This is a genomic window from Peptococcus simiae, assembly GCF_046569735.1.
In the GTDB taxonomy this organism is placed as follows: domain Bacteria; phylum Bacillota; class Peptococcia; order Peptococcales; family Peptococcaceae; genus Peptococcus; species Peptococcus simiae_A.
Genome location: NZ_JBKICG010000009.1, coordinates 1 through 22,905, shown reverse-complemented (window position 1 = coordinate 22,905; position 22,905 = coordinate 1). Strand labels below are relative to the sequence as shown.

The window sequence follows — 22,905 nt, the reverse complement described above, 5'->3', positions numbered from 1 at the left end:
GTATATGGTATACTTAAAACCATGTGTTCTTAGATGAGGAGGTACGAAATGAAGGGTATTTCGCAGCGAGCGCTTGTGGTTGCACTGACGTCTTTTATTTTATTTACAGCCAATTACACCCAGTACCAGCTATCCCCCATTGCCAATGATATCATGGCCCTCTTGAATATTGACACCCAGGCCTTTACGGCAGCCTTTACGGCCCCGATGATTCCGGCGGTTGTTTTTAGCCTGGTCAGTGGGCTCTTGGTGGACCGGTTTGGGGTCCGGCTCATTTTAGGGATGGCCGTCACCCTTATGGCCATTGGGACAGTGGCCAGGATGGCGGGCGATACCTACAGTATCTTTTTCTGGGCCATGCTCTTTTCCGGCTTTGGGCCGGCCTTTATCAATGCCAATGCAGCCAAGATTTTCGGGGCCCATTTTTCGCCGAGCCGGGCCCACCGGATGATGGGCCTGGCCATGGCCCTGGGCTGCCTGGGGATGACGGTGGGCATGGCGACCACCGCCCTCCTGCCCTCCATCCGGACGGCCTATTGGATTGCCAGTGTTTTAGCGGTCATCGCTGTTCCGGCCTGGTGGTGCCTCATTGCACCGACGAAAGTGTTGGAAGAGCCGGCCGGGGTCTCCCTGAAAAGCAGCCTCCAGGCCGTCATCCACCACCGGGGGGTCTGGGTCACCGGCCTGGCCCTCTGTTTTATCATAGGGGCGGCCCTCTTGATTAATGCCACCATGCCCACCGCCCTGGCAACCAAGGGCTTTTCACCGGCTTCTGCCGGACTTTATAGTGCTATGATCAGCATTGGGGCCATTATCGGGAGCTTTTCCACCCCCTATATTGCCGGCTGGTTGGGCGGCTTGCGCCGGGCCATTGTGCTGATTGTGGCCCTAGGGGCCCTGGCCCTGGCCTTTGCCTGGCAGCTGCCGGCCGGGGTCTTACTGGCGGCGGGCCTCTTCCTCTGTGGCTTTACCACCAGTGGGGTCTTCCCCCTCCTGCTGGCCATTCCCCTCAGCCTCAAGGGGATTGGCATGCAGTTTGCGGGGACAGCCGGGGGCCTCATTGCCAGCCTCCAGCTCCTGGGGGCGGTCCTCATTCCGGGGTATATCATCCTCCCCCTCACGGACAGTGCGCCGGGGCCGGCCTTCTTAGCGGCCGGGGCCTGTATGGCCTTAGCGGTCCTGGCCATGATCTTCCTCCCGGCTTTAGAAGAAGAGGCCTAGGCAACTTTTATCTGAACAAGCAAAAACTGGCTACTATCGCAAGATAGCAGCCAGTTTTTTTAGCCTTCTTTAGGTTCCGGTAGCCGGTAGTCCGGAACCCACCGGGTCACTTCAGCCCGCAGCCGGTCTTCATCGGCCTTCATGGCTTCCAGGGTCCGGGACTGGAGGTCGGCCAAGTCCCAGCCCAGCTGGTCGGCGCCTCGACGGATGATGTCGCGGTTGCAGCCAGCGGCAAAGTGTTTATCCTTAAATTTTTTCTTAACGCTCTTGACTTCCATATCCTGGAGGGTCCCTGAAGGCCGCAGGAGCAAGCCGGCCCAGATGATCCCGCTTAACTCGTCCATGGCAAAGAGGACCTTTTCCATTTCATGTTCAGGGGCCACCTCTGAGCAAATCCCGTAGCCATGGGACATGACCGCATGGACCAGGGGCTCTTCAGCCCCGATAGAGGCCAAAAGCCGCGGGGCATGCTGGAGGTGCTCTTCCGGATAGGTCCCAAAATCAACATCATGGAGCAGGCCGACCAGGGCCCAAAAGTCCTTATCTTCGCCATAGCCGAGGACCTCAGCCATATAGGCCATAATCCCTTCTACGGTGAAGGCATGGACCAGGTGAAAGGGGTCCGGGTTGTATTCTTTTAGTAGGGCGATGGCGTCCTCTCTTTTAACAGCTGTTTCCATATAATCTCCTCCTCTTATTCCTGTATTATAACAGTGCCCCGTCCGTCTGACAAGTCTTAAGAAGGGCCGGGCCGGGTCTGGACGTGGGCCCGGATACAGGGGACGCCATCAGCCTTTTGCCCCAGGACCTCATAGCCGGCACCGGCCCGGCGGACGTAAAAATGGAGGCGCTCATGGAGACGGACTTCCTTCAGCCAGCTGATTTGAAAGCCGGTCATCTCGCCCGGCTGGGGAAAGGCCCGCCAGAGGGCATCCTGGACCCAGTTGATATAGCAAATATGGTTGACATGACGGTTCATATCCAGCTGGGAAAAGTCCGCACTAAAATCACCGACCGGGACAAAGGCATTGGACAGGCGAAAGCGGACCCGCATGGCCGGCCGGTCGCCAGTCAATGAAGGGAGGATGGCCCTTAAATCAGCCGGATAGTCCCTAGTCCGGACCGGCCGCCGGCTCTGGTCCTCTACCAGGAGCCAGGCAATCCGCCCTGTGATACAGGGGCCCCGGTCATCTGCCAGGGCGTATTCCCGGTAAATATGGAGCCGGTCATTGCCCAGGCAGTGGGTGGCTCCAGCGACCTGGCTGGCCAGGACCGGCAAGCGGTCGATGGTCAGGGACAGGTCAGTCATCATCCAGGTCCAAGGGAGGCCCAGCCGCACCAGGCTTTCCTGGGCGGCCTGCTGGTCCGGGGCCTGGGCCGCCGTCTTAGCAAAAAGACGCAGGATACCCGCCAGGGACAGGTGGCCGGTGTAATCTACACTAAAATCGTCTAAAAGCCAGGTTTGTTCATCCAATCGTTCGCCGCCTCCTAGGAAAACAAGTGACTTTGGAAGTGCCCATTGACCGTAACCTGGTCCCAGGCCACCATAAAGGAATTGGGGTCCTTTTCCCGGAGGTAGCGCCGTAGGATCGGCATTTCATACTTGCTGACCACCGAGAAAATAATATAGGTATCGGTGCCGGAGTAGGCCCCAATCCCCCGCCAGAAGGTCGCCCCTCTCTGCAGGACATTGTTGATATAGACCCAGTGCTCCGGCTGCTTGGTAATGACCAGGACACTCACCTTGATATTTTGCAGGTAAACCTTTTCATAAACAAAGGTGGTAATCAGGGTATAGATGACCGAGTAGGCCACCGTTTCAAAGGGGTAAACAAAGGCGCAGTAGACAAAGACCAGGGCACTTAAGATGAGAGACAGGGTCCCCACGCTGATATTGGGGTTCTTCATGGCCGCGTAGACCCCCAGGATATCCACCCCGCCGGAGGACCCTCCGTAACGGAGGATGAGGCCACAGCCGAAACCGCTGATGATCCCCCCGATAACAGACAGGGTCAGGGGGTCATCCAAGAGGGGAGCCGCCGGGATGGGAATCCAGGAAAAGGCAGCCATTTCAGCGACAATGGTAATGATGGTCTTCACAAAGAAGATCCGGTTCATATACTTATAAGCCATGAATAAGAGGGGGATATTGATGATGAAGACCACATACCCGGTCATATTGACCTGGATCCCCAGGAGCTGGGATGAAAGGGTATTCCCAATCTGGGCGATACCGGTCACCCCACCCATGTAGAGGTGGATGGGGCCGACGAAGATATTCAGGCCAATCCCATATAAAATCGCCCCAAAAATACATAATAAGTAGCGACTGGCCGGTTCAAACTTTTGGGCTCTCGACCTGAGTGCAAAACCCTTCATACATGCCTCCTTGAATTGATAACAACTCCAGTGACCCGCCGGTTCAAGAGCCGGGCCGGGGAAACTAGCCGCCTAGCCCCTTGAAGAACCGGCTTTTCCTATGGTAGTATGGTTGCTAGGTGATGACAATGATTGAAGAAAAAACCCGCCGCTTAGGGACCTTTCTGGTCCTCTTTGCGGCCATCTGCTGGGGCTTTTCCGGCACCTGCAGCGAATTCCTTTTTAAAACAAGAGATGTCTCCAGTGAATGGCTGACCGCCTTCCGGATGCTGACCGCCGGCGGCATTTTGCTCGCCATCTGCTGGGCCCAGTTCTTCCGGGGCAAGGGCGCCCATCCCCTGGCCATCTTGAAGGACAGCTATGATTTAAAACGGCTGGTTATCTTTGCCATCTTTGGCCTCATGACTGTCCAGTACACCTACCTGGTGGCCATCAGCCTGACCAATAGCGGGACAGCGACGGTCTTACAGTACTCCGCCCCTATTTTTATCCTGGGCTGGTCCTGCCTAACCTATAAGCGCTGGCCCCACCCCCTTGAGGCCATCTCCATTATCTGTGTGGTCATTGGGGTCTTTTTACTGGCCACCCACGGCCATCCCTCCAACCTAGTCCTCTCTATGGCAGGCCTGGTCTGGGGGCTGAGTTCAGCCTTTGCCCTGGCCCTTTATACTATTTTACCACGGGGGATCCTAGGCCGCCATGGGTCCTTAAGTGTCACCGGCTGGGGGATGTTCATCGGCGGCCTGGTCTTCCTCCTCTTCACCCACCCCTGGCACGAGGCCATTAGCTGGGACGGAGGGATGGTCTTTGGCCTGGTCGGCCTGGTCCTCATTGGGACCGTCATGAGTTTCAGCCTCTTCTTATACGGGGTCAAGCTCATCGGGCCGGTCCGGTCCTCCATCCTGGCCTGTGTGGAACCCCTGTCCGCCGCCCTCTTCTCCCACTTTTGGATGGGGACCCAGTTCACCCCCATGGATATTGTCGGTTTTATCATTATCATTATGGCGGTCCTGATTTTAACCCGCCCGACGCCGGCTGACCGGGCCAAGTAGTCCCGGGCGGCAAATAAAAAAAGCTCAACGACTCACACCAAGTCAAAAACCGGAACCTTACGTCCGGCTTTTCTTAGTGCTGGATGTTGAGCTTTTTTTAGTGGTGCTTAGTCAACCACATTTTCTAAAATAGCGCCACCCTTGAACATCTTGGTGTAAGGGCTGGTGGTTTGTGCCTTTTCGAGGAAGTCTTTGATTTCTTCTTTGGTCAGTTGGGGGGCATCTACCTTGCATTCGCAACGGACCCGCATGGTCCCTTCATAGTTGGGGTCATCTTCCAGGTAAACGGTGACGATAAACTTCACTTCGCTTTCTTTACCGGCTGCTTCCATATGGTAGAGGAAGGCACCGTTATAGCAGGAAGCCAGGGCAGCTGCAAAAAGTTGTTCCGGGTTGGTAGACCCGGGGTTCATTTTCCCATCTTCATTGGGTTGTTCCAGTTTAAAGGTGTTGTCAATAGCTACGGACTCACCGACACGGCCACCAACGTTGGTAAATTTCGTTTCATAATGAACGGACATGGTATTTCCTCCTCGACTGTCTTGAGTTTTACTTTCTCTTTCTATATACCCTTTTTGGACGGGGCTAATCAAAAAAACACTTTTTCCCGAACCTTTACAGGCAAATAAAAACGCACCCGGTAGGGTGCGTTTGCAGGCATCAAGGATTAGTCACGGCGGCGCAGGAGGGCTAGGCCGCTACCGGCCAAGAGGAGGCCGATGGGGACAGCTAGGCCAACCTGACCGGTCTTGGGCACGGTTTTATTTGTGCTGGAACTGGTCTTAGCCGTCGTTGAAGGGTTGCTTGTCTTATTATTAGTGGTTGTATTGCCGGTGGTACTTTTACTTGTGGTTGTTTTATTAGCAGTATTGTCCTTGTTGTCCTTATTATCTTTGTTGTCTTTATTATCTTTCTGGTCTTTGGGGTCTTTTTCTGTGGGCTTAGCGGCTTCCCCCGGCTTAGCAGGATCGGTCGGTTTCGCTGCCGGGTCGGTAGCTTGGCCCTCGCCCGGTTTAGCCGGGTCTTGACCGGGTTTTGGTGCAAGGGTGGCTGCCGTCACCGGGGCGGTTTCAGCCAACATCCGGTCCTTGCCACTGGCATCCAGGATTACCCGGATGGCCGGAGAACTGTCACCAACAGTGGCCAGGGCTACGACCTGGTAGGAAAAGTAGCTGCCATCGGTATCCTGCCGGGGCAGGTTGAACCAGACCTTGGTATCATTGGCCTTGACCTTGACCGGTTCAGCGACATTGGTCCACTTGCCGTCGGCCTTGGCCCGACGTAAAAGCAGCTGGTCATCTGCCTTCACATGAGCGACAACAGAAAGCTGGGTCTTTTCAGACCCCTGCTGCAGGGTCAGGTAGAAATTAGGTTGTTCGATGCGGGCGGTGTCGGTGCTCTTAGCCGGCGGTTCGCTGGCCGGTTGGGCCGCAAATGCCGCTGCCGGGCCAACCGAGGCACAAAAGGCCAGGGCCAGGCCTGCTGCTAGGATTTTCTTATACATGGTTGTCGCCTTCTTTCAAGGTAAGATCTTAGTAAGCCAAGACTACATCTAGGATAGTTTTAGTATATTGGACCGGCTAAGACTTGTCAATAGAAGCTTATAGCCGGCTACCATCCGGGAGCGTGACCTGGGAGAGGATCCCGGTCAGGCCGGCAATGGCCATCCCATAGTTGGTGATGGGGATCCCGGCGGCCTGGCAGGCGGCAATCCGGGCCAGGACATAGGCCCGAGTGAACATACAGGCCCCGCAGTGGATGACCAGGTCATAGGGGCTGAGGTCAGTCGGGAAGTCGTTACCACCGAGGATATCCACTTGGATGTCCTCTCCCAGTTTTTTCCGCAAGAGCCGGGGCAGCTTGACCCGGCCAATATCTTCGGAGGTCGGGGTATGGCTGCAGGCCTCTGCAATGAGGATCCGGGCCGGGGCCGGCTGGGCCAGGAGCCGCTGGGCCCCTTGGGCAAAGACGTCCGCCCGGCCCTTGTAGCCGGCAAAGAGGACGCTAAAGGAGGTCAGGACCGTCTCCGCCGGGCAGAGGGCCGCCACCTGGGCAAAGGCCTGGCTATCGGTAATCATCAGGTCCGGCGGGGCCTGGAGGGCTGCCAGGGCGGCCGGTAGGGTCTCCGGGGTGGTGCAGATGGGTAGGGCCGCCCGGTCCAGGAGTTCCCGGATAGTCTGGACCTGGGGCAGGATGAGCCGGCCCTTGGGCGCAGCCTGGTCCTGGGGCATGACCAGGACCACCCGGTCCCCGGCCCGGACCAGGTCGCCGGTAATGTAGGGGGTCTCTTCAGTGGGCAGGAGGGCTTGGACGGCCCGGTGCAACTGGTCCAGGCCCTGGCCGGTCTGGCTGCTGACCAGGAGGACCTCTTCCCCTCCTATTTTTTCCGACAAGGCCGCTGCCAGGCTCGCCCGGCCGGGCCTATCTCCCTGGGAAAGGACAGCCAGGGCCGGGCCCGGCTCCTTGAGGGCCTGCCAGCGGACAATCTCTTCTTCATCACCGCTGGCAAAAACCAGGATGGCCAGGGACAAGCCCTTAGCCAGGGCCTCGGTCTTGGCCACCCGAAGACTGCCCAGGTCCCCGCTATCATCAAAGCCGGCGGTATCGATGAGGGTCACCGGACCGACGCCCGGCCATTCGGTATTGACCCGGTGGGCATCGGTGGTGGTCCCGGGCCGGTCGCTGACGATGCCCGCCTCCTGGCCCAGGAGGGCATTAAAGAGGCTGGTCTTGCCGGCATTCCGCCGGCCAAAAAGGCCGATGGTGGCCCGGTCCCCCCTAGGGGTATCTATGAACCCGGCCATCAGAAACGGAAGTCCCTTTGGCCGGCGTCAATGTCATGGATGTGGTCCGTCGTGATCCGGCGGACTTCTTCGTTATCAATATGGGCCAGCTGGTCTTCAATAACCTGCTCACCGACGGCCTTGGTAGCCTCGGAGGCGTAGTCATCCAGGTATTCTCTCAGGGTCATCAGGGCATTGGGCAGGCAGCAGTTTTGGATCTGCCCGCTCTTACACAGGGCCATAAAGCGGTCACCGGTCCGGCCGGCCCGGTAGCAGGCCGTACAGAAGGAGGGCACATAACCCAGGTCCATGAGCCAGTGGACCACCTCATCCAGGGTCCGGGTATCATTGACGTCAAACTGGGCGCTGTTGTCTTCCGGTTTTTCTTCTTCCGCATAACCGCCAACGCTGGTCCGGGACCCGCCGCTGATCTGGCTAATCCCCACTTCCAGGCAACGACGACGGATGTCCTGGCTTTCCCGGGTGCTCATGATCATCCCCGTGTAGGGTACAGCAATCCGCAGGGCCGCCACCAATTGGACAAAGCGGTCATCGGTCAGGCTGTTGTCAAAGCTGGTGGGGTCGATGTCATCGGCCGGCCGGACCCGGGGGACCGAGATGGTATGGGGGCCTACGCCAAAGACCGCCTCCAAGTGTTCGGCGTGCATGAGCTGGCCGACAAATTCATAGCGGTAGCTTTCCAGGCCATAGAGAACGCCTAAGCCCACGTCATCAATGCCGGCCTCCATGGCCCGGTCATGGGCCTCGGTATGCCACTTGTAGTTGTGCTTGGGCCCGGTCGGGTGGAGGGCTTCGTAGTTCTCTTTATGGTAAGTTTCCTGGAATAGGACATAGGTGCCGATATCAGCGGCCTTGAGCCGCTTAAAATCTTCGACCGACAGGGCAGCAATGTTTACATTGACCCGGCGGATGGCCCCATTCTTATGCTTGGTATTATAAATGGTATGAATGCAGTCGATGATATAGTCCAGGGGGTTGTTTACCGGGTCCTCACCGGCTTCAATGGCCAGACGTTTGTGGCCCATATCCTGGAGGGCAATGACCTCTCTGGCCACCTCTTCCTGGGTCAGTTTCTTCCGGTGGATGGTCTTATTCGGGGCATGGTAGGGACAGTAAAGGCAGCCATTGACGCAGTAATTGGACAGGTAAAGGGGCGCCATCATAACGATCCGGTCCCCGTAAAAGTCCCGCTTGATTTCCTTGGCCAGGGCCCTGATGGCCTCGACCTTTTCCGGGATATTGCAGTCCAGTAAGAGGAGGGCCTCCCGGTGGTTGAGTCCCTTCCGCAGGCGGGCCTTTTCCAGGGTGGCGTCAATTAAGGCCTCATCGTCCCGGTGGGCATCGGCCCAGGCCAGGCAGTCCAGGATTTCCTCATGGTTGATAAAGGCTTCCGCCTCTTTAGAGGCCACATCATAGGCCACTTGTTTTGTCATTTGAATGACTCCTCTCTTTTGAGTCAGCCTTGGCTTTCTCATCAGATCCTCTTCAGTGTTTGTTTTCCTCTCAATAAAGCTCTGGTCATCATAAAATTAGCCCGCTCTTAGACCCCGAATCAAATAACAGTTCTTCCGCTCAAGAAAGAACTGATCCCCTTTTAAAAATCCGGGTGGTCCCCGGATTGAACAACAATCTTGTAGCCGACCGTCGCCAATTCAGCGGCCAGGGCCTGGACATTTTCCGCCGCCTCTGTGCCAGAGGACCGCTTGCCGTCGTAGAGGCTATAGTTCTTCCGGACCGAGGGCGGCGACAGGTTGGGCATGATGACGTTACAGCCGGAAGCAATCCCGGCCAGGTGGCCGCGGGGGTCCAAGGTGGCCAGGGCCGTCGTGGCCGGTAAGAGCACCTTAGGCAAGACCAGGCGGACCAGGGCCAGGATAACCAGGGTTTCGGTAACCCCGCCGGCCGGCTGGTCGGCAAAGGGGGTGGCATGGTGGGGGATAAAGGGCCCCAGGCCCACCATTTGGGGCTGGAAGTCCTGGATAAATAAAAAGTCCTGGACCAACTGGCTGGTCCCCTGGCCGGGCGACCCGACCATCATCCCGCAGCCGGCCTGAAAGCCCAGGGCCTGGAGGTCCGCCAGGGCCTCCAGCCGCCGGGCCAGGGACATCTCGTCCGGGTGGAGCCGGCTATAGTGGGCCGGGTCAGCGGTTTCATGCCGGAGCAGGTAGCGCCGGGCCCCGGCTGCGTAAAGCCTGGCATAGCTTTCCCGGGACCTTTCCCCCAGGGATAGGGTCAGGACACAATCGGGAAAGCGGTGCCTAATAGCCTGAATGAAGGGCACCAAGCGGTCATCCGTCCAGTAGGGGTCTTCACCCCCCTGGAGGACAAAGGTCCGAAAGCCGGCCCGGTAGCCGGCCTGACAGGCCTCCAGCACCTGGTCCTCGCTGAGCCGGTAGCGGCTGACCTCCCGGTTGTCCCGGCGGATACCGCAGTAGTAGCAATTGTTCCGACAGATATTGGTCAGTTCAATGAGGCCCCGGATGTAAACGGTCTTGCCATAGGTGGCCTGGGCCCTTGCCTGGGCCAGGGGGGCCAGGGCCGCTAAAAAGGCCGGGGCGGTTCGGGCCGCCAGCAGGGTCGTCCAATCCTCAGCCGACAGCCGGCCGGCTTGGACTAGCCGGTCCAGGCAGGCCGCTTCCCTAGGCCCCATGACAGGCCTGCCCCTTATCCGCATAACAAACCTTGGCCTTGATTCCCTCCAGGGCACCAATCTTACCGGACAAGGCGCTGATCTCAGCCTGGGGAGCATCCATGGCGATGGCGATAATATTGATGTCCTTGGCCCGGTAGGGCAGGCCCATCCGCCCGATGATCCATTCGCTGTAGCGGTGCAGGAGCCTGTTTAAAAGCTCCACCTGGGCCTTGTCATGGACTATGATACTGACAATGGCTACCCGTGTCTCCATTTCTTCCCCTCCTAATCCTTCTATCCATCCACTGCTTTCCCTTGATCAGGGCTAGACCGCATGCCGCCGTCTGGCCAGGGCCCAGAGGGCCAGCAAGAGCAGGCCGGCAACCATCATCATATCCAGCAGGCCCGCAAACATGCCCCGGGTCATATCCCCATGGACCATGACTGCCAGGGCCACACTGGAGCCAATGGCTCCTAAGTAACGGGATGACTGCAAGAGGCCTATGGCCATCCCCGTATAGTCCCCCGGCGTATGCCGCATGAGCGCCAGCTGGACGGTAACATTTAAGGCCCCATAGGCCAGGCCGGAAAAGGCCATGAGGGCGATGATCACCCCCAGGCCATGGCCCAGGAAAAAGACCTTGAACAAGACCCCGGTCAGGGCCAGGACCAGGACCCCAAAGGCCAGGGCCCTTTCATAGCCCACCCGGTCCGCATACCGGCCGACCGGCGGCCCCACAAGCATGGAAACCCCGGCACAGGAAAGCATGATGAGCCCACTCTTCCCCGCAGAAAAGCCCATAACCGTCTGAAGGTACAGGGGTAGGCCAAAGAAAATAATATAGTAATAGACATTGACCAGGAGGTTCATTACCAGGCTCAGGCCAATCATGGGGTAGCGGCTAAAGAGACCCAGGTCAATAAAGGGCTTGGCCGTCCGCCGCTCCCGCTGCCAAAAAAAGGCCAGGGCTGAAAGACCCAAGAGCAGTATCCACCACTGCCCCCCGCCTTTCAAGGTAAGGATAAAACCGACTAGGCAAAGCACTGTCATCGTAAAATAAAAGACCCCCGGCAGGTCCACATCCTTTAACAGCTGCCGGTCGAAGCGAAGGGCTTTTGCATCAGCCGGGTAAAACCGCCAACAAAGAAAAAGCGCCAGGAGGATGACCGGGATATTAACCAGGAAAATCCCCTGCCAGCTCCACCAGGCAATGGCCAGGCCCCCAATCGAAGGCCCCAAGGCCGCCATGGCCGCGTTTACCGTAGCCATGAGCGCCACCATTTCCCCCTTCTCATCCCCGTATACCCGGTTCACCGTTGCATTGGCACAGGGATAGAGGGGGCTGGTCCCCAGGCTCTGGATAATCCGCATGACCAGGAGAAAGACAAAGGTCGGTGCCCAGGCCCCGCCAAGGGCCGCCAATAGAGCCAGGGCCAGCCCAAAAATAAAGAGCCGCTTATGGCCGGCCATATCCCCCAACCGGCCCATCAACGGCTGGCCAACCATACTGGCCAGGTAAAAAGCGGTGACCAGCCAGGTCACCGTCGCCAGAGGCAGGGAAAAATCCTGCTGGATACTGTACAGGGCCAGGGCAATCATCGAGCTATTCAAGGGATTAAGCATGACCCCCAGGCTCAACCCCGTTACTACCGGTATATTCGTTCTTTTCATAGCGCCTCCTAATGCCCCCATTGTAGCACGCCCCCGGGCACAAAAAAAGGCCGCAGGGGCGGCCTATGCGAATTATTTATTCGTGGGTGTACTCCAGCAGGCGGCCATTTTCGCCCAGCTGCCGGCGGACCAGGTCTTTCTGCTTGGCCTGGAAGGGGCAAGGGTAGCCGATGGGATTGCCCCGGGTGATGCAGCTGGCCAGGGCAATGGTATCTGCCCCTCGCTTAACCATTTCTGCGGCCCGAGCGCTCACCTGCTTGCCCGGACAGCCGCCACAACTGACCATGCCAACCAACTCAATGGGCTCATCCTTAAATTGTTCAAAGTTAAAGGTGTGGTGTTGGGCCCCTTGCAGGCACTTGGTACCGGGGCAAAGGTGCTCTGTCTGTTGGCAGCGAATAATACCGAGTTTCATTTCAATCTCCTCCTCTAACTATATCCTCCAAAAGATATAAGCCCACTATAGCCGGTTAGCGGCCTAAAGGCAAGGCCTAGTCCTCCAACTGGGCCATGAGCCGCTGCATATCTGCATTGTCCGGTTTGCCCGGCCGGATGTGTTCAAAGATGAAAAGGTCAAAGAAGTCCTTATGGGCCCGGTAGGCCTGGTCATCTCTGACCGTCCAGCCGAAGAGGGGCTTGCGCAGGATGGTCTTGCAGACCCAAAGGGCAAACCGGTTCGGGGCCTTAATGCTGTAAGAAATAAAGTCGGGCTTGCTGACGGCGCTGCACAAAAGAGTGGATAAAAAGAGCCGGCCCAGGACATCGGGAAAGTGCTGGGACAATTGGCCGAGCCAGACCCGGTTATCCAGGGCGTAGTAGCGCCGCAGGAACCAGGGGTTAAAGGATTCGATCATATAGGGGCCCTGGTAGCCCCGCAAGATGCTCCGCAGTTCTTCGGCAAAGCGCTTGGGCCGGAGAAAGCTTTTCACCTCAATAAGAAGGGGGACCCGGCCATCCACAAGGGCCAGGACTTCTGCCAGGGTCGGAATCCGCTGGTCTGTTTCCTTGAGCCGGCGGTCCCGCATGTGGGCATAGGAGGTGGACCCGACCAGGCCGGGCAGGCCGGTCATCCGCTCCAGGTCCAGGTCGTGGTGGATGACGAGTTTGCCGTCATGGCTTTCCTGGACATCCAGTTCAATGCCATAGCCCAGGTCCACAGCCTTTTTAAAGGCGGCCAGGGAGTTTTCCGGACAATCCGGCGTATCGTGAATCCCCCGGTGGGCATAATGGGTGGACATGAAAATATCCCGCAACTTGGCATCCCTGTACCTACGCATCTTGATCACCTTCATTCGGATCATCCGCCGGGTCTGCCGGCGCGGCTTGGGCAGCCGGGTCAGCATCTATGGCGGCAAATAAATCCAGGAGTCCCAGCCGGACTTCTTCGGCACAGGTCAGGTCATCAGATGGCTGGCAGCTGGTGGGCTGGTCACTGGCCGCTTGCTTGTTTTCTTTCGTCATGTCATCGACCTCCTTCCTCTATTATGGTTTACTATAGGCTTTTCTGGCCAGATGTCAAGGCCGGAATACCTTGCATAGGCCTGCCAATAGTGCTATGATTAGTTCAATATTTTAATAGATCCTAGTTCACCATGCGTGTCGGATTATCCGAAGAGTGTCAGCCGGACGAGGGGGTGCCGCTGAACGAATGCTTAGGCTGCGATGTGGTGAACGCTCCCAGATCAAGTCAGGTCCTCTCAGGTGAGAGGACTTTTTTTATGGAGGCTATGGTGAATTATTCAGAAGCAAGGGCTTATTTAGATCAACACAGCTGGCGGGGGTCCGTCTATGGGATAGACACCATGACCCACCTGACCGCCTACCTGGACCATCCGGACCGGCAGCTCCAGATCATCCATATTGCCGGTACCAATGGCAAGGGGTCAACGGTGGCCCACCTGGCGGCCATCTTAGAGGCAGCCGGCTATACCACGGCCTCCTATACCTCGCCGGAGGTCCGGACCTACCTGGACCGCTTTATGGTCTGCCGCCAGCCGGTGGAGGCCGAAGCCTTTGCCCAGGCCCTGACCCAAGTGGCCCAGGCAGCGGACCGGATGGCTGAAGACGGCCTGCCCCATCCGACGGTTTTCGAAATGGAGCTGGCCGCTGCCTGGCTCTTAGCCCCGGTGGGGCCCCGGACGGTCTTTCTCATGGAAACCGGCCTGGGCGGGCAGATGGATGCCACCAATGTGGTGGAAAAGCCCATCCTCACCGTCCTGACGGCCATTGGTATGGACCACCAGGCCCTCCTGGGCCAGACCCTGACCGCCATTGCAGAGGCCAAGGCCGGTATTATCAAGCCCGGGGTGCCAGTGGTTTCCTGGCCCCAGGCGGCGACAGCGGCCGAGGTCATCCGGACCAGAGCCGCTGCCAACCGGGCCCCCCTCTATGTCCTAGACCCAACTGCGGTCAAGGCCCTGGGCCCGGTGGATGGCCGGGAGGCCTTTAGCTACCGGGGCGAACCCTACCAGACGGCCCTCCTGGGCCTCCACCAGGCCACCAATGCCGCCGGGGCCCTCTTATGTGTCGAGGTCCTGCGCGACCTGGGCTATATCATCAGCGAAAAGGACTGCCGGCAGGGTCTTTTGGCCACCAGCTGGCCGGCCCGGATGGAAAGGCTGCCCTTTAGCCGGCCCCTTTACCTGGACGGGGCCCATAATCCCCCGGCCATGGCTGTCCTGGTGGACAACATGGACCATATCGCCCCCCAGGGCCGCTGGCGGGTGGTCCTCCATATTTTCAAGGACAAGGACGCCGCCGGTATGCTGGCCCTCTTAAATGGCCGGGCCGACGAACTCATCATTACCGAAATCAATACCGACCGGTCCATGCCGGCCCAAGACCTGGCCACCCTGGCCGAGACCCGGGCCCCGGCCTGCCAAGTCACCCTCAAGCCCCGGCTCGAGGAGGCCATTCGCTACATTAAAAGCAGCGCCCGGGATAACGACTACTTTATCATTTGCGGGTCCCTCTCCCACTTGGAGGCGGCCCGCCAATGTCTACTAGAAGAAAGTGAGATGCTATGATCAACCAGGAAAAAGCTGAACAAGCGGTTAGAGACTTACTGGAGGCCCTCGGGGAAGACATCCATAGGGACGGCCTCATCGAAACCCCCAAGCGGGTCGCCACCATGTACCAGGAACTCCTGGCCGGTCGGGCTGAAGACCCGGCCATCCACTTGAGCAAACGGTTCCCGGTAGAAAGCTCCGGTCTCCTTTTGGAAAAGGACATCCCCTTCTACTCCCTCTGCGAACACCACCTCCTCCCCTTTTATGGGACCGCCCATATCGCCTACCTACCGGGCAATGAAGTGGTCGGCCTGTCCAAGCTGGCCCGGACAGTGGAAACCTTTGCCCGCCGGCTCCAGCTCCAGGAACAGATGGGCGACCAGATTGCCGAGGCCATCATGAACGAACTCCATACCGAGGGGGTTATGGTGGTCATCACCGCCGAGCACATGTGCATGACCATGCGGGGGGTCAAAAAACCGGGCAGCAAAACAACCACCATTGCCACCCGGGGCATCTTCACCGATGACTTCGCCCGCCAGGGCCAGGTTTTGAGCCTGATAGGTCAATGAGTTACCTCGCCCGCCTCTTGGCCCTAGAATCTTACCGGCAGGCCTTGAGGGCCCTGGAAAACCAGGAAGCCGACCGTATTTACTGCAAGCACAACCTGGACCACTTCCTCGATGTGGCCCGGGTGACCATGCTGATTTGCGCTGATTTTGATATTCCGGCGGACAAGGATGTGGTCTACCTGGCCGCCCTCATGCATGACCTGGGCCGGCTGGACAAGGGCCAGGCCGACCACCCGGTTGCCAGCGCCCAATTGGCCGACCAGTGGCTGGAGGCCATCGGCTTTCCGGCCGACCGCCGGCCGGAGGTCATCCGGCTCATCGAGGGCCATGGCTGGCGCGGCCCGGCTGCCCCCAACAACCTGCTGGAGGCCTTTTCCCTGGCCGATAGCCTGTCCCGGCCCTGCTACCAGTGCCCGGCGACAGATAGCTGCCACTGGCCAACCGACCGCAAAAACGCCTACCCCCGCTATTAAGACCCTTAATCAAGAAATGGAGGCCCCTTATGTATATCGGTCAGAAAAATTTTGACTTTACCGGACCGGATGCCTATATCATGGGTATCTTAAATGTCACCCCCGACTCCTTCTCGGATGGAGGCAAGTGGAATGACATGGACCGGGCCCTGGCCCATGTCGAGGACATGCTCGCCGACGGTTGCGCCATTTTAGATATTGGCGGCGAATCAACCCGGCCGGGCCATGTGCAAATTTCCGTCGATGAAGAGTGTAGCCGGATTATCCCCATTATTGAGGCCGTCAAGGCCCGCTTTGATGTCCCCATCTCCATTGACTGCTACCGGGCCGGCACCGCCCGGGCCGCCATTGATGCCGGCGCCCACCTGATCAATGACATTTGGGGGCTCAAGTATGACCCGGCCATGGCCCCGCTCATTGCAGAAACCGGGGTGGCCTACTGCCTCATGCACAACGATGAGGCCCCCCATTACACCGCCTACCCCAAAGACGTGTGGGACGATATCCAAAAGCAGGTAGACCTGGCCCTGGCGGCCGGCTGCCAAAAGGACCAGCTCATCCTGGATCCGGGCGTGGGCTTTGCCAAGACCCGGCCGGAAGATGCGGAGGTCATCCACCGGCTTGATGAGTTAGTGGCCCTGGGCTACCCGGTTCTCCTGGGGACCTCCCGCAAGCGGCTCCTGGGTAGCATTGTCGACCGGCCGGCCCCTGACCGGGACCTGGCCACCGCCGCCACCACTGTCTACGGCTACCTCAAGGGGGCCCGGATTTTCCGGGTCCACAATGTCAAGGCCAACAAGGAGGCCCTGGACGTGGCCATGGCTATAGAAAGGGACGGCTATGGATTATCTTAAAATTGACCGTCTAGTGGTCTTTGCCAACCATGGCCTGTTTCCCGAGGAAAACAAACTCGGCCAGCGCTTTGAAATCAGCCTCAAGCTGGAGCTGGTCACCAGCCACGCTGGCATGCGGGATGACCTATCCCGGGGGGTCGACTACGGGGCCGTTTGCCATGAAGCCCAGCGCTTTTTCCAGGCCCATACCGTCAAGCTCCTGGAGACCGCTGCTGAGCAGTTGGCCCGCCAGCTCCTCCTGGCCTTCCCGCCCGTCCATGGGCTGGAGTTAACCATCGCCAAGCCCTGGGCGCCTATTGGCCTCCCCCTGGATACGGCCTCCATCACCATCAGCCGCCGCTGGCACCCGGTGGTGGTGGCCCTGGGGGCCAATGAAGGCGACCGCTTGGCCACCCTCTGCCAGGCCATTGAAGCCCTAGAGGCCAGCGAGGGCATCCGGCTGAAAAAGATTGCCTCCTTTATTGAGACCCCTGCCGTCGGCCGCCGGCAGGAAGCCCCCTACTTAAACGGGGCCCTCTTACTGGATACCTGCCTCCTGCCTCGGGAGTGCCTCCGCCTCCTCCAGGGCCTGGAGGAGCAAGCCGGCCGGGTCCGCGAGGAAAAATGGGGCAGCCGGCCCCTGGACTGTGACATGATTTTTTACGGGGACCTGGTCAGCGAGAACCCCCGACTCTACCTCCCCCACCCCCGTTACCGGGACCGGGCCTTTGTCCTAGAGCCTTTAAGGGAAATCGTCCCCTATTATCGGGACCCCCTGACCGGCCGGACCGTTGAAGAAACCTGGCAGGCCCTAGCGGCTAAAGACAAGCAATAAAAAACGCTGTATCGAATAAAAATCATTCGATACAGCGTTTTGCTTTGTCTTATAAAACCTTGGCCAAAAAGTCCTTGGTCCGGTCCACCTGGGGGTTGCCGAAGATATCTTCCGGGCTCCCCTTTTCCATGACAATGCCTTGGTCAATAAAGAAGACCCGGTCACTGACCTCCCGGGCAAAGCCCATTTCGTGGGTGACGATAACCAAAGTCATCCCCGTTTGGGTCAGGCCCTTGATAACGGCCAGTACCTCCCCGACCATTTCCGGGTCCAGGGCTGAGGTCGGCTCATCAAAGAGCAGGTAGCGGGGCTGCATGGCCAGGGCCCGGGCGATGGCCACCCGTTGCTGCTGGCCGCCGGACAGGCTGTGGGGGTAGTTGTCCGCCTTATCGGACAGACCTACCGTTTTCAGCAGGGACCGGGCCCGGTCCTCGGCCTCCGCCTTGGAGATTTTAAGGACATTAATAGGGGCCAGGGTGATGTTTTCCAGCACCGATTTATTAGGGAAGAGGTTAAAGCGCTGGAAGACCATCCCTACCTGGGCCCGCATCTTATTCACATCATGCTTGGGGTCGGTAATGTCTTCCCCGTTAATTAAAATATGCCCTTCGGTGGGTTCTTCCAAGAGGTTGAGGCAGCGCAGGAAGGTACTCTTCCCGCTGCCGGACGGCCCAATGATGGAGACCACTTCACCATCGGCAATGGTTTCATTGATGCCCCGAAGGACTTCCAACTTGCCGAAGGACTTATGCAGGTTCTTGATTTCAATCACGGCGGTCCTCCTATCTGATATCCGTCATACTCCGGGCATTCTTGCCGCCGGAGGAGAGTTTCCGTTCATAGCCATTGATAAACCGGGTCAGGGTAAAGGTAATGACCAGGTAGCACAGGGCGACGGCCACATAGGCCGGGAAGGGGGCCGCATGGGTCCCGATGTAAATCTGCCCCCGCTTCATGATTTCCATGGCCCCAATGGTGGATAAAAGAGAGCTGTCCTTTAACAGCATCACAAATTCATTACCCAGGGGCGGGATAACCAGTTTCCAGGCCTGGGGGACCACCACATGGCGGAGGGTCTGGGCCTTGGTCATCCCCAGGGACCGAGCGGCTTCCACCTGACCGATGTCCACCCCTTGGATCCCGGCCCGGAAAATTTCCGCCACATAGGCCCCGGAGTTTAAGCCCAGGACCACACAGGCAGTGGTCAGCACCTGGAAGAAGAATTTTTCCCCGGTGATGACCATGATTAAAGAGGAAACCCCGTAGTGCCAGAGGAAGATTTGGACCAGGAGGGGGGTCCCCCGAAAGACTTCAATATAGACATTTGCAATGACTTTTAAGAGCCGATTGCCGCTTAATTTCATTAAAGACATGGCCAGACCGATGATAATCCCGAAGAAGACCGCAATGGCGGTGACCTTCAGGGTGAATTCCGCCCCTTTAATGACAATCGGCAATACAGCTGTAAAGTGTTCCCAGAAATTAAGCTGCATAGCTACTCCTTCCCTCTATAAAGACTAATGAGATGCGAGAAATCTCGCATCTCATTTTTTACCAGGTCCTTAGGCGACTTTAGCCGTGCCATCGATGATGGATTGGGGAACCGGCAGTTCATATTTCTTGCAGAGTTCCTCAAATTTGCCGCTCTTGATGACCTTATCTAAGCCGTCGTTGATTTTTTGTTCTAATTCGGTGTTGTCCTTGGCCATGGCAATCCCATAGTAGTCAGCTACATAGGGTTCGCCAACCATTTTAACAGTATCGGCATTGTTTTTCATGTAGTTTTCAGCCACCGGCAGGTCGATAACCAGGGCATCTGCACCACCGTTGGTCAGTTCTAAGAAGCACATGTTGTAGTCTTCCAAGATTTTGGCTTCGCCGATTTGACGTTTATCAGCTAAGTCTTGGACTTCGTCAGCACCGGTGGTACCCTGTTGGGCAGCAACCACTTTGCCTTTTAAGTCGCCAACGCCGTTAATACCATCGGTATCCTTGGCTACATAGATGCCTAGGGAAGCGTCCATGTAAGGCTTGGAGAAGAGCAGTTGTTTTTGACGGTCCGGGGTGATGCTCATACCGGCTGCAATCACGTCGATTTCACCATTTTGGACAGCAGCGGTTAAGGCATCAAAGGACAGGCTCTTGAACTCCACATCAAAGCCGGCTTCTTCCCCGATGGCCCGTAAGAGGTCCAGGTCAAAGCCCTGCATTTCACCCTTGTCATTTTGGAATTCAAAGGGGGCAAAGGTCGGGTTGGTCCCTACAACGATGGCATTGGATGAACTTTGGGCGCTGGAGCTGGCGTCAGGTGCTGCTGCACTATTGTTGTCCCCAGAGCCGCCGCCACAGGCGGTTAAAACAGATACGCTCAAGGCGAGCGCCAAGATGGATGCTAAAATTTTCTTCATTTTTTTCTCTCCCCTATTCATTATTTCTAAAGTCTGATGGCATTATACAATTTTTTGCATAAAAATGCAAGCCTTATGCAAAAAATATGTCAAATTTTTTATTTAGCGACCGGCCTGGGTCGAAAAACCGGCGGCCAGGACCAGGGCGCTGACCGCTTTGGCCCCGGCGGTATGCAGAGCCCGGGCGCAGTGCTCAATGGTAGACCCAGTGGTAATGACGTCGTCCACCAGGCAGACGTGCTTGCCGGCAATGGCTTCCGGCCTAGCCACCGCAATGGCCCCGTCCAGGTTATGGAGCCGGGCTGCCTTGGATAGGCCCACTTGGTGGGGGGTGGCCTTAGTCCGACGAAGGGCTTCAACCACCGGCGGCCCGCCGGCTGCAGCCAGGGCCTTGGCCAGGAGGCTGCTCTGGTTATAGCCCCTTTCCCGGTACCGACTGGCGTGGAGGGGGACCGGCACCAGGAATTCCACCCCGGCCGGCAGGTAACCGATACTGGCCTGGGCCAAGCCCTTGACCATCCAGGGCTGCTGGTGGTACTTATAGGCTAGGATGGCCTCCCGAGCCTCTTTTTCATAGGGCCAAACGGCCCGGACCCGGACCAGGTACTTGGGCCAGTGCCGGCAGACATCACAGGCTTGGCCACGGACGCCAAAGCTGCCACACCGCTGGCATTGACCGTTAAGCCGGGCTTTTTTCTCATAGGCGGCTGCACAGGTCTCGCAAAGGCCAAAGCCCCCGATGGCCTCCTGGCAAAAGAGGCAGTTCCGCGGGGTTGGCAGGATGACTTCCAAGAGCCCCCTTAAAAAAGAGCCTTTCATCTGAAATTCCCTCCTAATAAAAAAAAGCCACTCCGAAGAGTGGCTTGGTGTGGACCGGTTGCTGAAGCCGATCCCTAGAGCGATCAGAAACCGCTCTGCTGATCCTGACCCTATTGTAACAAAAAGCCGCCGCCTTGGCAAGGGCCGCCCCTCCCTTGCTTGACGAGGTCGGTAGTCATTGTATAAAATGATATTACCTGTATGTAAGATGCAGCTCAACACGAAATGGAGGGTATTTATGGCGACACTAACCGAAAAAATCATTGCAGCCCACCTGGTGGACGGCGAAATGGTGCCGGGCAATGAAATCGGCCTTAAAATTGATCAAACCTTAACCCAGGACTCTACCGGGACCATGGCCTACCTGGAGCTGGAAGCTATGGATCCGCCCCGGGTCCGGACTGAACGGTCTGTGGCCTATATTGACCACAATATGCTGCAAAGCGGCCCGGAAAACTTTGACGACCACCTCTTTATCCAAAGCGCCGCTGCCGACTACGGCATCTGGCTATCCAAGGCCGGCAATGGCATTTGCCACCAGGTCCACCTGGAAAACTTCGGCATCCCCGGCAAGACCCTAATCGGGTCCGACTCCCACACCCCCACCGGTGGTGGGATTGGGATGATTGCCATCGGCGCCGGTGGGGTCGACGTGGCCGCCGCCATGGCCGGCCGCCCCTACTACATCACCATGCCGGAAGTCATTGAAGTCCGCCTGACCGGCCGCTTATCTGCCGGGGTGGCTGCCAAGGACATTATCTTGGAAGTCCTCCGCCGGGAAAGCGTTAAAGGCGGGGTCAACAAGGTCTACGAATACACCGGAGACGGGGTCCAGACCCTGACCGTACCGGAACGGGCCACCATCACCAACATGGGCGCTGAACTGGGGGCCACTACCTCCATCTTCCCCTCTGATGACCTGACCCGGACCTACCTGGCCTCCTTCGGCCGGGAAGATGACTGGCAGGCCCTGGCCGCTGACCCTGATGCCAGCTACGCCAAGACCATCGAAATCGACCTGGCCAGCCTCCGCCCCCTCCTGGCCTGCCCCCACAGCCCGGACGCTGTCGTCCCGGTAGCGGACAAGGCCGGGCTCAAGGTCAACCAGGTGGCCATCGGCTCCTGCACCAACTCCTCTTATGTAGACCTGGCCAAGGTGGCCGCCGTCTTAAAGGGCAACCGGGTCAACCCCAATGTGTCCCTGGTCATCTCCCCGGGCTCCCGACAGATTCTCAAGCGGCTGGCCGATGACGGCCTCCTGTCCATCTTTATCGAAGCCGGCGCCCGGATCCTTGAATGTGGCTGTGGCCCCTGCATCGGCATGGGCCAGGCCCCGAATACCGACGGCGTCTCCCTCCGGTCCTTTAACCGGAACTTTTACGCCCGCAGCGGGACAGCCAGTGCAGATGTCTACCTGGCCAGTCCGGAAACCTGTGCCATGACCGCCATCCATGGCGTCATCACCGACCCCTACGGCGAAGAAAAATTCCAGGGCATCCAACATCCGGAAGCCTTCCAAATTGACCACAACCTCTTTATTCCGCCATCTGAAGAGGCCATTGGCCAAACTGACCTGGTCAAGGGGCCAAACATTAAGGACTGCCCCGTCGGCCAGCCGGTACCGGAAACCCTGGAAGGGCAAGTGGCCACCCAGTTGGAAGACAACATAACCACCGACCACATTGCCCCCTCCAATGCCAAGCTCCTGCCCTTCCGGTCCAATGTCCCCTACCTGTCCAACTTCTGCCTGACCCCGGCTGATCCGGACTTCCCGGAAAAATGTAAGGCCATGACCGGGGCCGCCCCGGTGGTCGTTGCCGGGGAAAACTACGGCCAGGGGTCCAGCCGGGAACACGCCGCCCTCTGCCCCCTCTACCTGGGCGTCCGGGCCGTCATCGCCAAGAGCTTTGCCCGGATCCACAAGGCCAACCTCATTAACAACGGCATCCTCCCCCTGACCTTCACCAATCCGGCAGACTACGACCTGCTCAAAGAAGGGGCCAAGCTCACCTTCAAAAACCTCCCGGCCCAAATCAAGACCGGCCAGGTTGACCTTGAAGTGGAAGGCCTCGACCGGCCCCTCTCCCTAAAAATCGACCTCGGCAGCCGCCAGGAAGACCTTCTCTTAGCCGGCGGCCTCCTGGCCACCATTAAGGCCGAGCAGAAATAACAAGCAAATAAAAAATCTCTCCGCTTA

Annotated in this window: 25 protein-coding genes and 1 riboswitch; of the genes, 8 read left to right on the top strand and 17 right to left on the bottom strand. The window is 58.1% G+C overall.

Annotated elements, in window-relative coordinates; genetic code table 11:
- Positions 1-48: 48 nt before the first annotated feature.
- Positions 49-1,221, top strand: a complete 1,173-nt coding sequence (locus tag ACLGL1_RS05135) for an MFS transporter (RefSeq protein ID WP_411007681.1) — start codon at positions 49-51, stop codon at positions 1,219-1,221.
- A gap of 59 nt (positions 1,222-1,280) precedes the next feature.
- Here ACLGL1_RS05135 and ACLGL1_RS05130 read toward each other — a convergent pair whose 3' ends face one another.
- The 3 genes from ACLGL1_RS05130 to ACLGL1_RS05120 are packed head-to-tail and all read right to left on the bottom strand — an operon-like array spanning position 1,281 to position 3,600.
- Positions 1,281-1,901: a hydrolase gene (locus tag ACLGL1_RS05130; protein ID WP_411007680.1), complete on the bottom strand. Its 621-nt coding sequence runs from the start codon at positions 1,899-1,901 to the stop codon at positions 1,281-1,283.
- Positions 1,902-1,957: 56 nt separating this feature from the next.
- Positions 1,958-2,695: an acyl-ACP thioesterase domain-containing protein gene (locus ACLGL1_RS05125; protein WP_411007679.1), complete on the bottom strand. Its 738-nt coding sequence runs from the start codon at positions 2,693-2,695 to the stop codon at positions 1,958-1,960.
- Positions 2,696-2,709: 14 nt separating this feature from the next.
- Positions 2,710-3,600, bottom strand: a complete 891-nt coding sequence (locus tag ACLGL1_RS05120; RefSeq protein ID WP_411007678.1) for a YitT family protein — start codon at positions 3,598-3,600, stop codon at positions 2,710-2,712.
- Positions 3,601-3,728: 128 nt separating this feature from the next.
- Here ACLGL1_RS05120 and ACLGL1_RS05115 point away from each other — a divergent pair, with 128 nt between their 5' ends.
- On the top strand, positions 3,729-4,652 hold the full coding sequence (locus ACLGL1_RS05115) for a DMT family transporter (protein WP_411007677.1): 924 nt from the start codon (positions 3,729-3,731) through the stop codon (positions 4,650-4,652).
- A 107-nt stretch (positions 4,653-4,759) separates the two neighbouring features.
- Here the strand turns inward: ACLGL1_RS05115 and ACLGL1_RS05110 are convergent, their stop codons facing one another.
- The 10 genes from ACLGL1_RS05110 to ACLGL1_RS05065 all read right to left on the bottom strand — a co-directional run bounded on the left by ACLGL1_RS05110 (position 4,760) and on the right by ACLGL1_RS05065 (position 13,221).
- Positions 4,760-5,173, bottom strand: coding sequence for an OsmC family protein (locus ACLGL1_RS05110; RefSeq protein WP_411007676.1), 414 nt, complete (start codon positions 5,171-5,173; stop codon positions 4,760-4,762).
- 146 nt (positions 5,174-5,319) lie between these two features.
- Positions 5,320-6,156 (bottom strand): hypothetical protein, encoded by an 837-nt coding sequence (locus ACLGL1_RS05105; protein WP_411007675.1) that lies wholly within the window; start codon positions 6,154-6,156, stop codon positions 5,320-5,322.
- 97 nt (positions 6,157-6,253) lie between these two features.
- Positions 6,254-7,456: a [FeFe] hydrogenase H-cluster maturation GTPase HydF gene (gene hydF, locus ACLGL1_RS05100; RefSeq protein ID WP_411007674.1), complete on the bottom strand. Its 1,203-nt coding sequence runs from the start codon at positions 7,454-7,456 to the stop codon at positions 6,254-6,256.
- Entirely contained in the window at positions 7,456-8,889 is a 1,434-nt protein-coding gene (hydG, locus tag ACLGL1_RS05095) for a [FeFe] hydrogenase H-cluster radical SAM maturase HydG (RefSeq protein WP_411007673.1), read from the bottom strand. The genes hydF and hydG overlap by 1 nt, the downstream gene beginning before the upstream one ends.
- Positions 8,890-9,050: 161 nt before the next feature.
- Positions 9,051-10,106, bottom strand: coding sequence for a [FeFe] hydrogenase H-cluster radical SAM maturase HydE (hydE, locus tag ACLGL1_RS05090; protein WP_411007672.1), 1,056 nt, complete (start codon positions 10,104-10,106; stop codon positions 9,051-9,053).
- Positions 10,096-10,362: a TM1266 family iron-only hydrogenase system putative regulator gene (locus ACLGL1_RS05085; RefSeq protein WP_411007671.1), complete on the bottom strand. Its 267-nt coding sequence runs from the start codon at positions 10,360-10,362 to the stop codon at positions 10,096-10,098. The genes hydE and ACLGL1_RS05085 overlap by 11 nt, the downstream gene beginning before the upstream one ends.
- A 51-nt stretch (positions 10,363-10,413) precedes the next feature.
- Positions 10,414-11,760 carry an MFS transporter gene (locus ACLGL1_RS05080; protein WP_411007670.1) on the bottom strand — a complete coding sequence of 449 codons (1,347 nt, stop codon included), beginning with the start codon at positions 11,758-11,760 and terminating at the stop codon, positions 10,414-10,416.
- A gap of 76 nt (positions 11,761-11,836) precedes the next feature.
- Complete coding sequence (locus ACLGL1_RS05075; protein ID WP_411007669.1) at positions 11,837-12,175, bottom strand: CGGC domain-containing protein; 339 nt, start codon at positions 12,173-12,175, stop codon at positions 11,837-11,839.
- A 76-nt stretch (positions 12,176-12,251) separates the two neighbouring features.
- The gene (locus ACLGL1_RS05070) at positions 12,252-13,037 is read right to left on the bottom strand and encodes a glycerophosphodiester phosphodiesterase family protein (protein WP_411007668.1); all 786 of its coding nucleotides are present in this window, start codon (positions 13,035-13,037) and stop codon (positions 12,252-12,254) included.
- A complete protein-coding gene (locus ACLGL1_RS05065) occupies positions 13,030-13,221 on the bottom strand; it encodes a hypothetical protein (protein WP_411007667.1) in 192 nt (63 codons plus the stop codon). The genes ACLGL1_RS05070 and ACLGL1_RS05065 overlap by 8 nt, the downstream gene beginning before the upstream one ends.
- Positions 13,222-13,336: 115 nt before the next feature.
- A riboswitch (THF riboswitch) is annotated at positions 13,337-13,446 on the top strand.
- Between the two features lie 44 nt (positions 13,447-13,490).
- Here ACLGL1_RS05065 and ACLGL1_RS05060 point away from each other — a divergent pair.
- Genes ACLGL1_RS05060 through folK form a run of 5 tightly spaced genes read left to right on the top strand, consistent with a single transcriptional unit; the run spans position 13,491 to position 17,481 of the window.
- On the top strand, positions 13,491-14,786 hold the full coding sequence (locus ACLGL1_RS05060; RefSeq protein WP_411007666.1) for a bifunctional folylpolyglutamate synthase/dihydrofolate synthase: 1,296 nt from the start codon (positions 13,491-13,493) through the stop codon (positions 14,784-14,786).
- A complete protein-coding gene (gene folE, locus ACLGL1_RS05055) occupies positions 14,786-15,340 on the top strand; it encodes a GTP cyclohydrolase I FolE (RefSeq protein ID WP_411007741.1) in 555 nt (184 codons plus the stop codon). Before ACLGL1_RS05060 ends, folE begins: the two co-directional genes overlap by 1 nt.
- The gene (locus ACLGL1_RS05050) at positions 15,337-15,813 is read left to right on the top strand and encodes an HD domain-containing protein (RefSeq protein ID WP_411007665.1); all 477 of its coding nucleotides are present in this window, start codon (positions 15,337-15,339) and stop codon (positions 15,811-15,813) included. The genes folE and ACLGL1_RS05050 overlap by 4 nt, the downstream gene beginning before the upstream one ends.
- Positions 15,814-15,842: 29 nt before the next feature.
- Entirely contained in the window at positions 15,843-16,667 is an 825-nt protein-coding gene (gene folP, locus ACLGL1_RS05045; RefSeq protein ID WP_411007664.1) for a dihydropteroate synthase, read from the top strand.
- The gene (gene folK / locus ACLGL1_RS05040; RefSeq protein WP_411007663.1) at positions 16,654-17,481 is read left to right on the top strand and encodes a 2-amino-4-hydroxy-6-hydroxymethyldihydropteridine diphosphokinase; all 828 of its coding nucleotides are present in this window, start codon (positions 16,654-16,656) and stop codon (positions 17,479-17,481) included. Before folP ends, folK begins: the two co-directional genes overlap by 14 nt.
- 49 nt (positions 17,482-17,530) lie before the next feature.
- Here the strand turns inward: folK and ACLGL1_RS05035 are convergent, their stop codons facing one another.
- The 4 genes from ACLGL1_RS05035 to ACLGL1_RS05020 form a co-directional block, all read right to left on the bottom strand.
- Positions 17,531-18,253 (bottom strand): amino acid ABC transporter ATP-binding protein, encoded by a 723-nt coding sequence (locus ACLGL1_RS05035; protein ID WP_408977268.1) that lies wholly within the window; start codon positions 18,251-18,253, stop codon positions 17,531-17,533.
- Positions 18,254-18,263: 10 nt separating this feature from the next.
- Entirely contained in the window at positions 18,264-18,974 is a 711-nt protein-coding gene (locus ACLGL1_RS05030; RefSeq protein WP_408977269.1) for an amino acid ABC transporter permease, read from the bottom strand.
- A gap of 69 nt (positions 18,975-19,043) precedes the next feature.
- Entirely contained in the window at positions 19,044-19,889 is an 846-nt protein-coding gene (locus ACLGL1_RS05025) for a basic amino acid ABC transporter substrate-binding protein (RefSeq protein WP_411007662.1), read from the bottom strand.
- A gap of 102 nt (positions 19,890-19,991) precedes the next feature.
- Positions 19,992-20,708: a ComF family protein gene (locus ACLGL1_RS05020; protein ID WP_411007661.1), complete on the bottom strand. Its 717-nt coding sequence runs from the start codon at positions 20,706-20,708 to the stop codon at positions 19,992-19,994.
- Between the two features lie 238 nt (positions 20,709-20,946).
- Between ACLGL1_RS05020 and ACLGL1_RS05015 the strand changes: the two genes are divergently transcribed.
- Positions 20,947-22,878, top strand: a complete 1,932-nt coding sequence (locus ACLGL1_RS05015) for an aconitate hydratase (protein ID WP_411007660.1) — start codon at positions 20,947-20,949, stop codon at positions 22,876-22,878.
- The last annotated feature ends 27 nt before the right edge of the window (positions 22,879-22,905 follow it).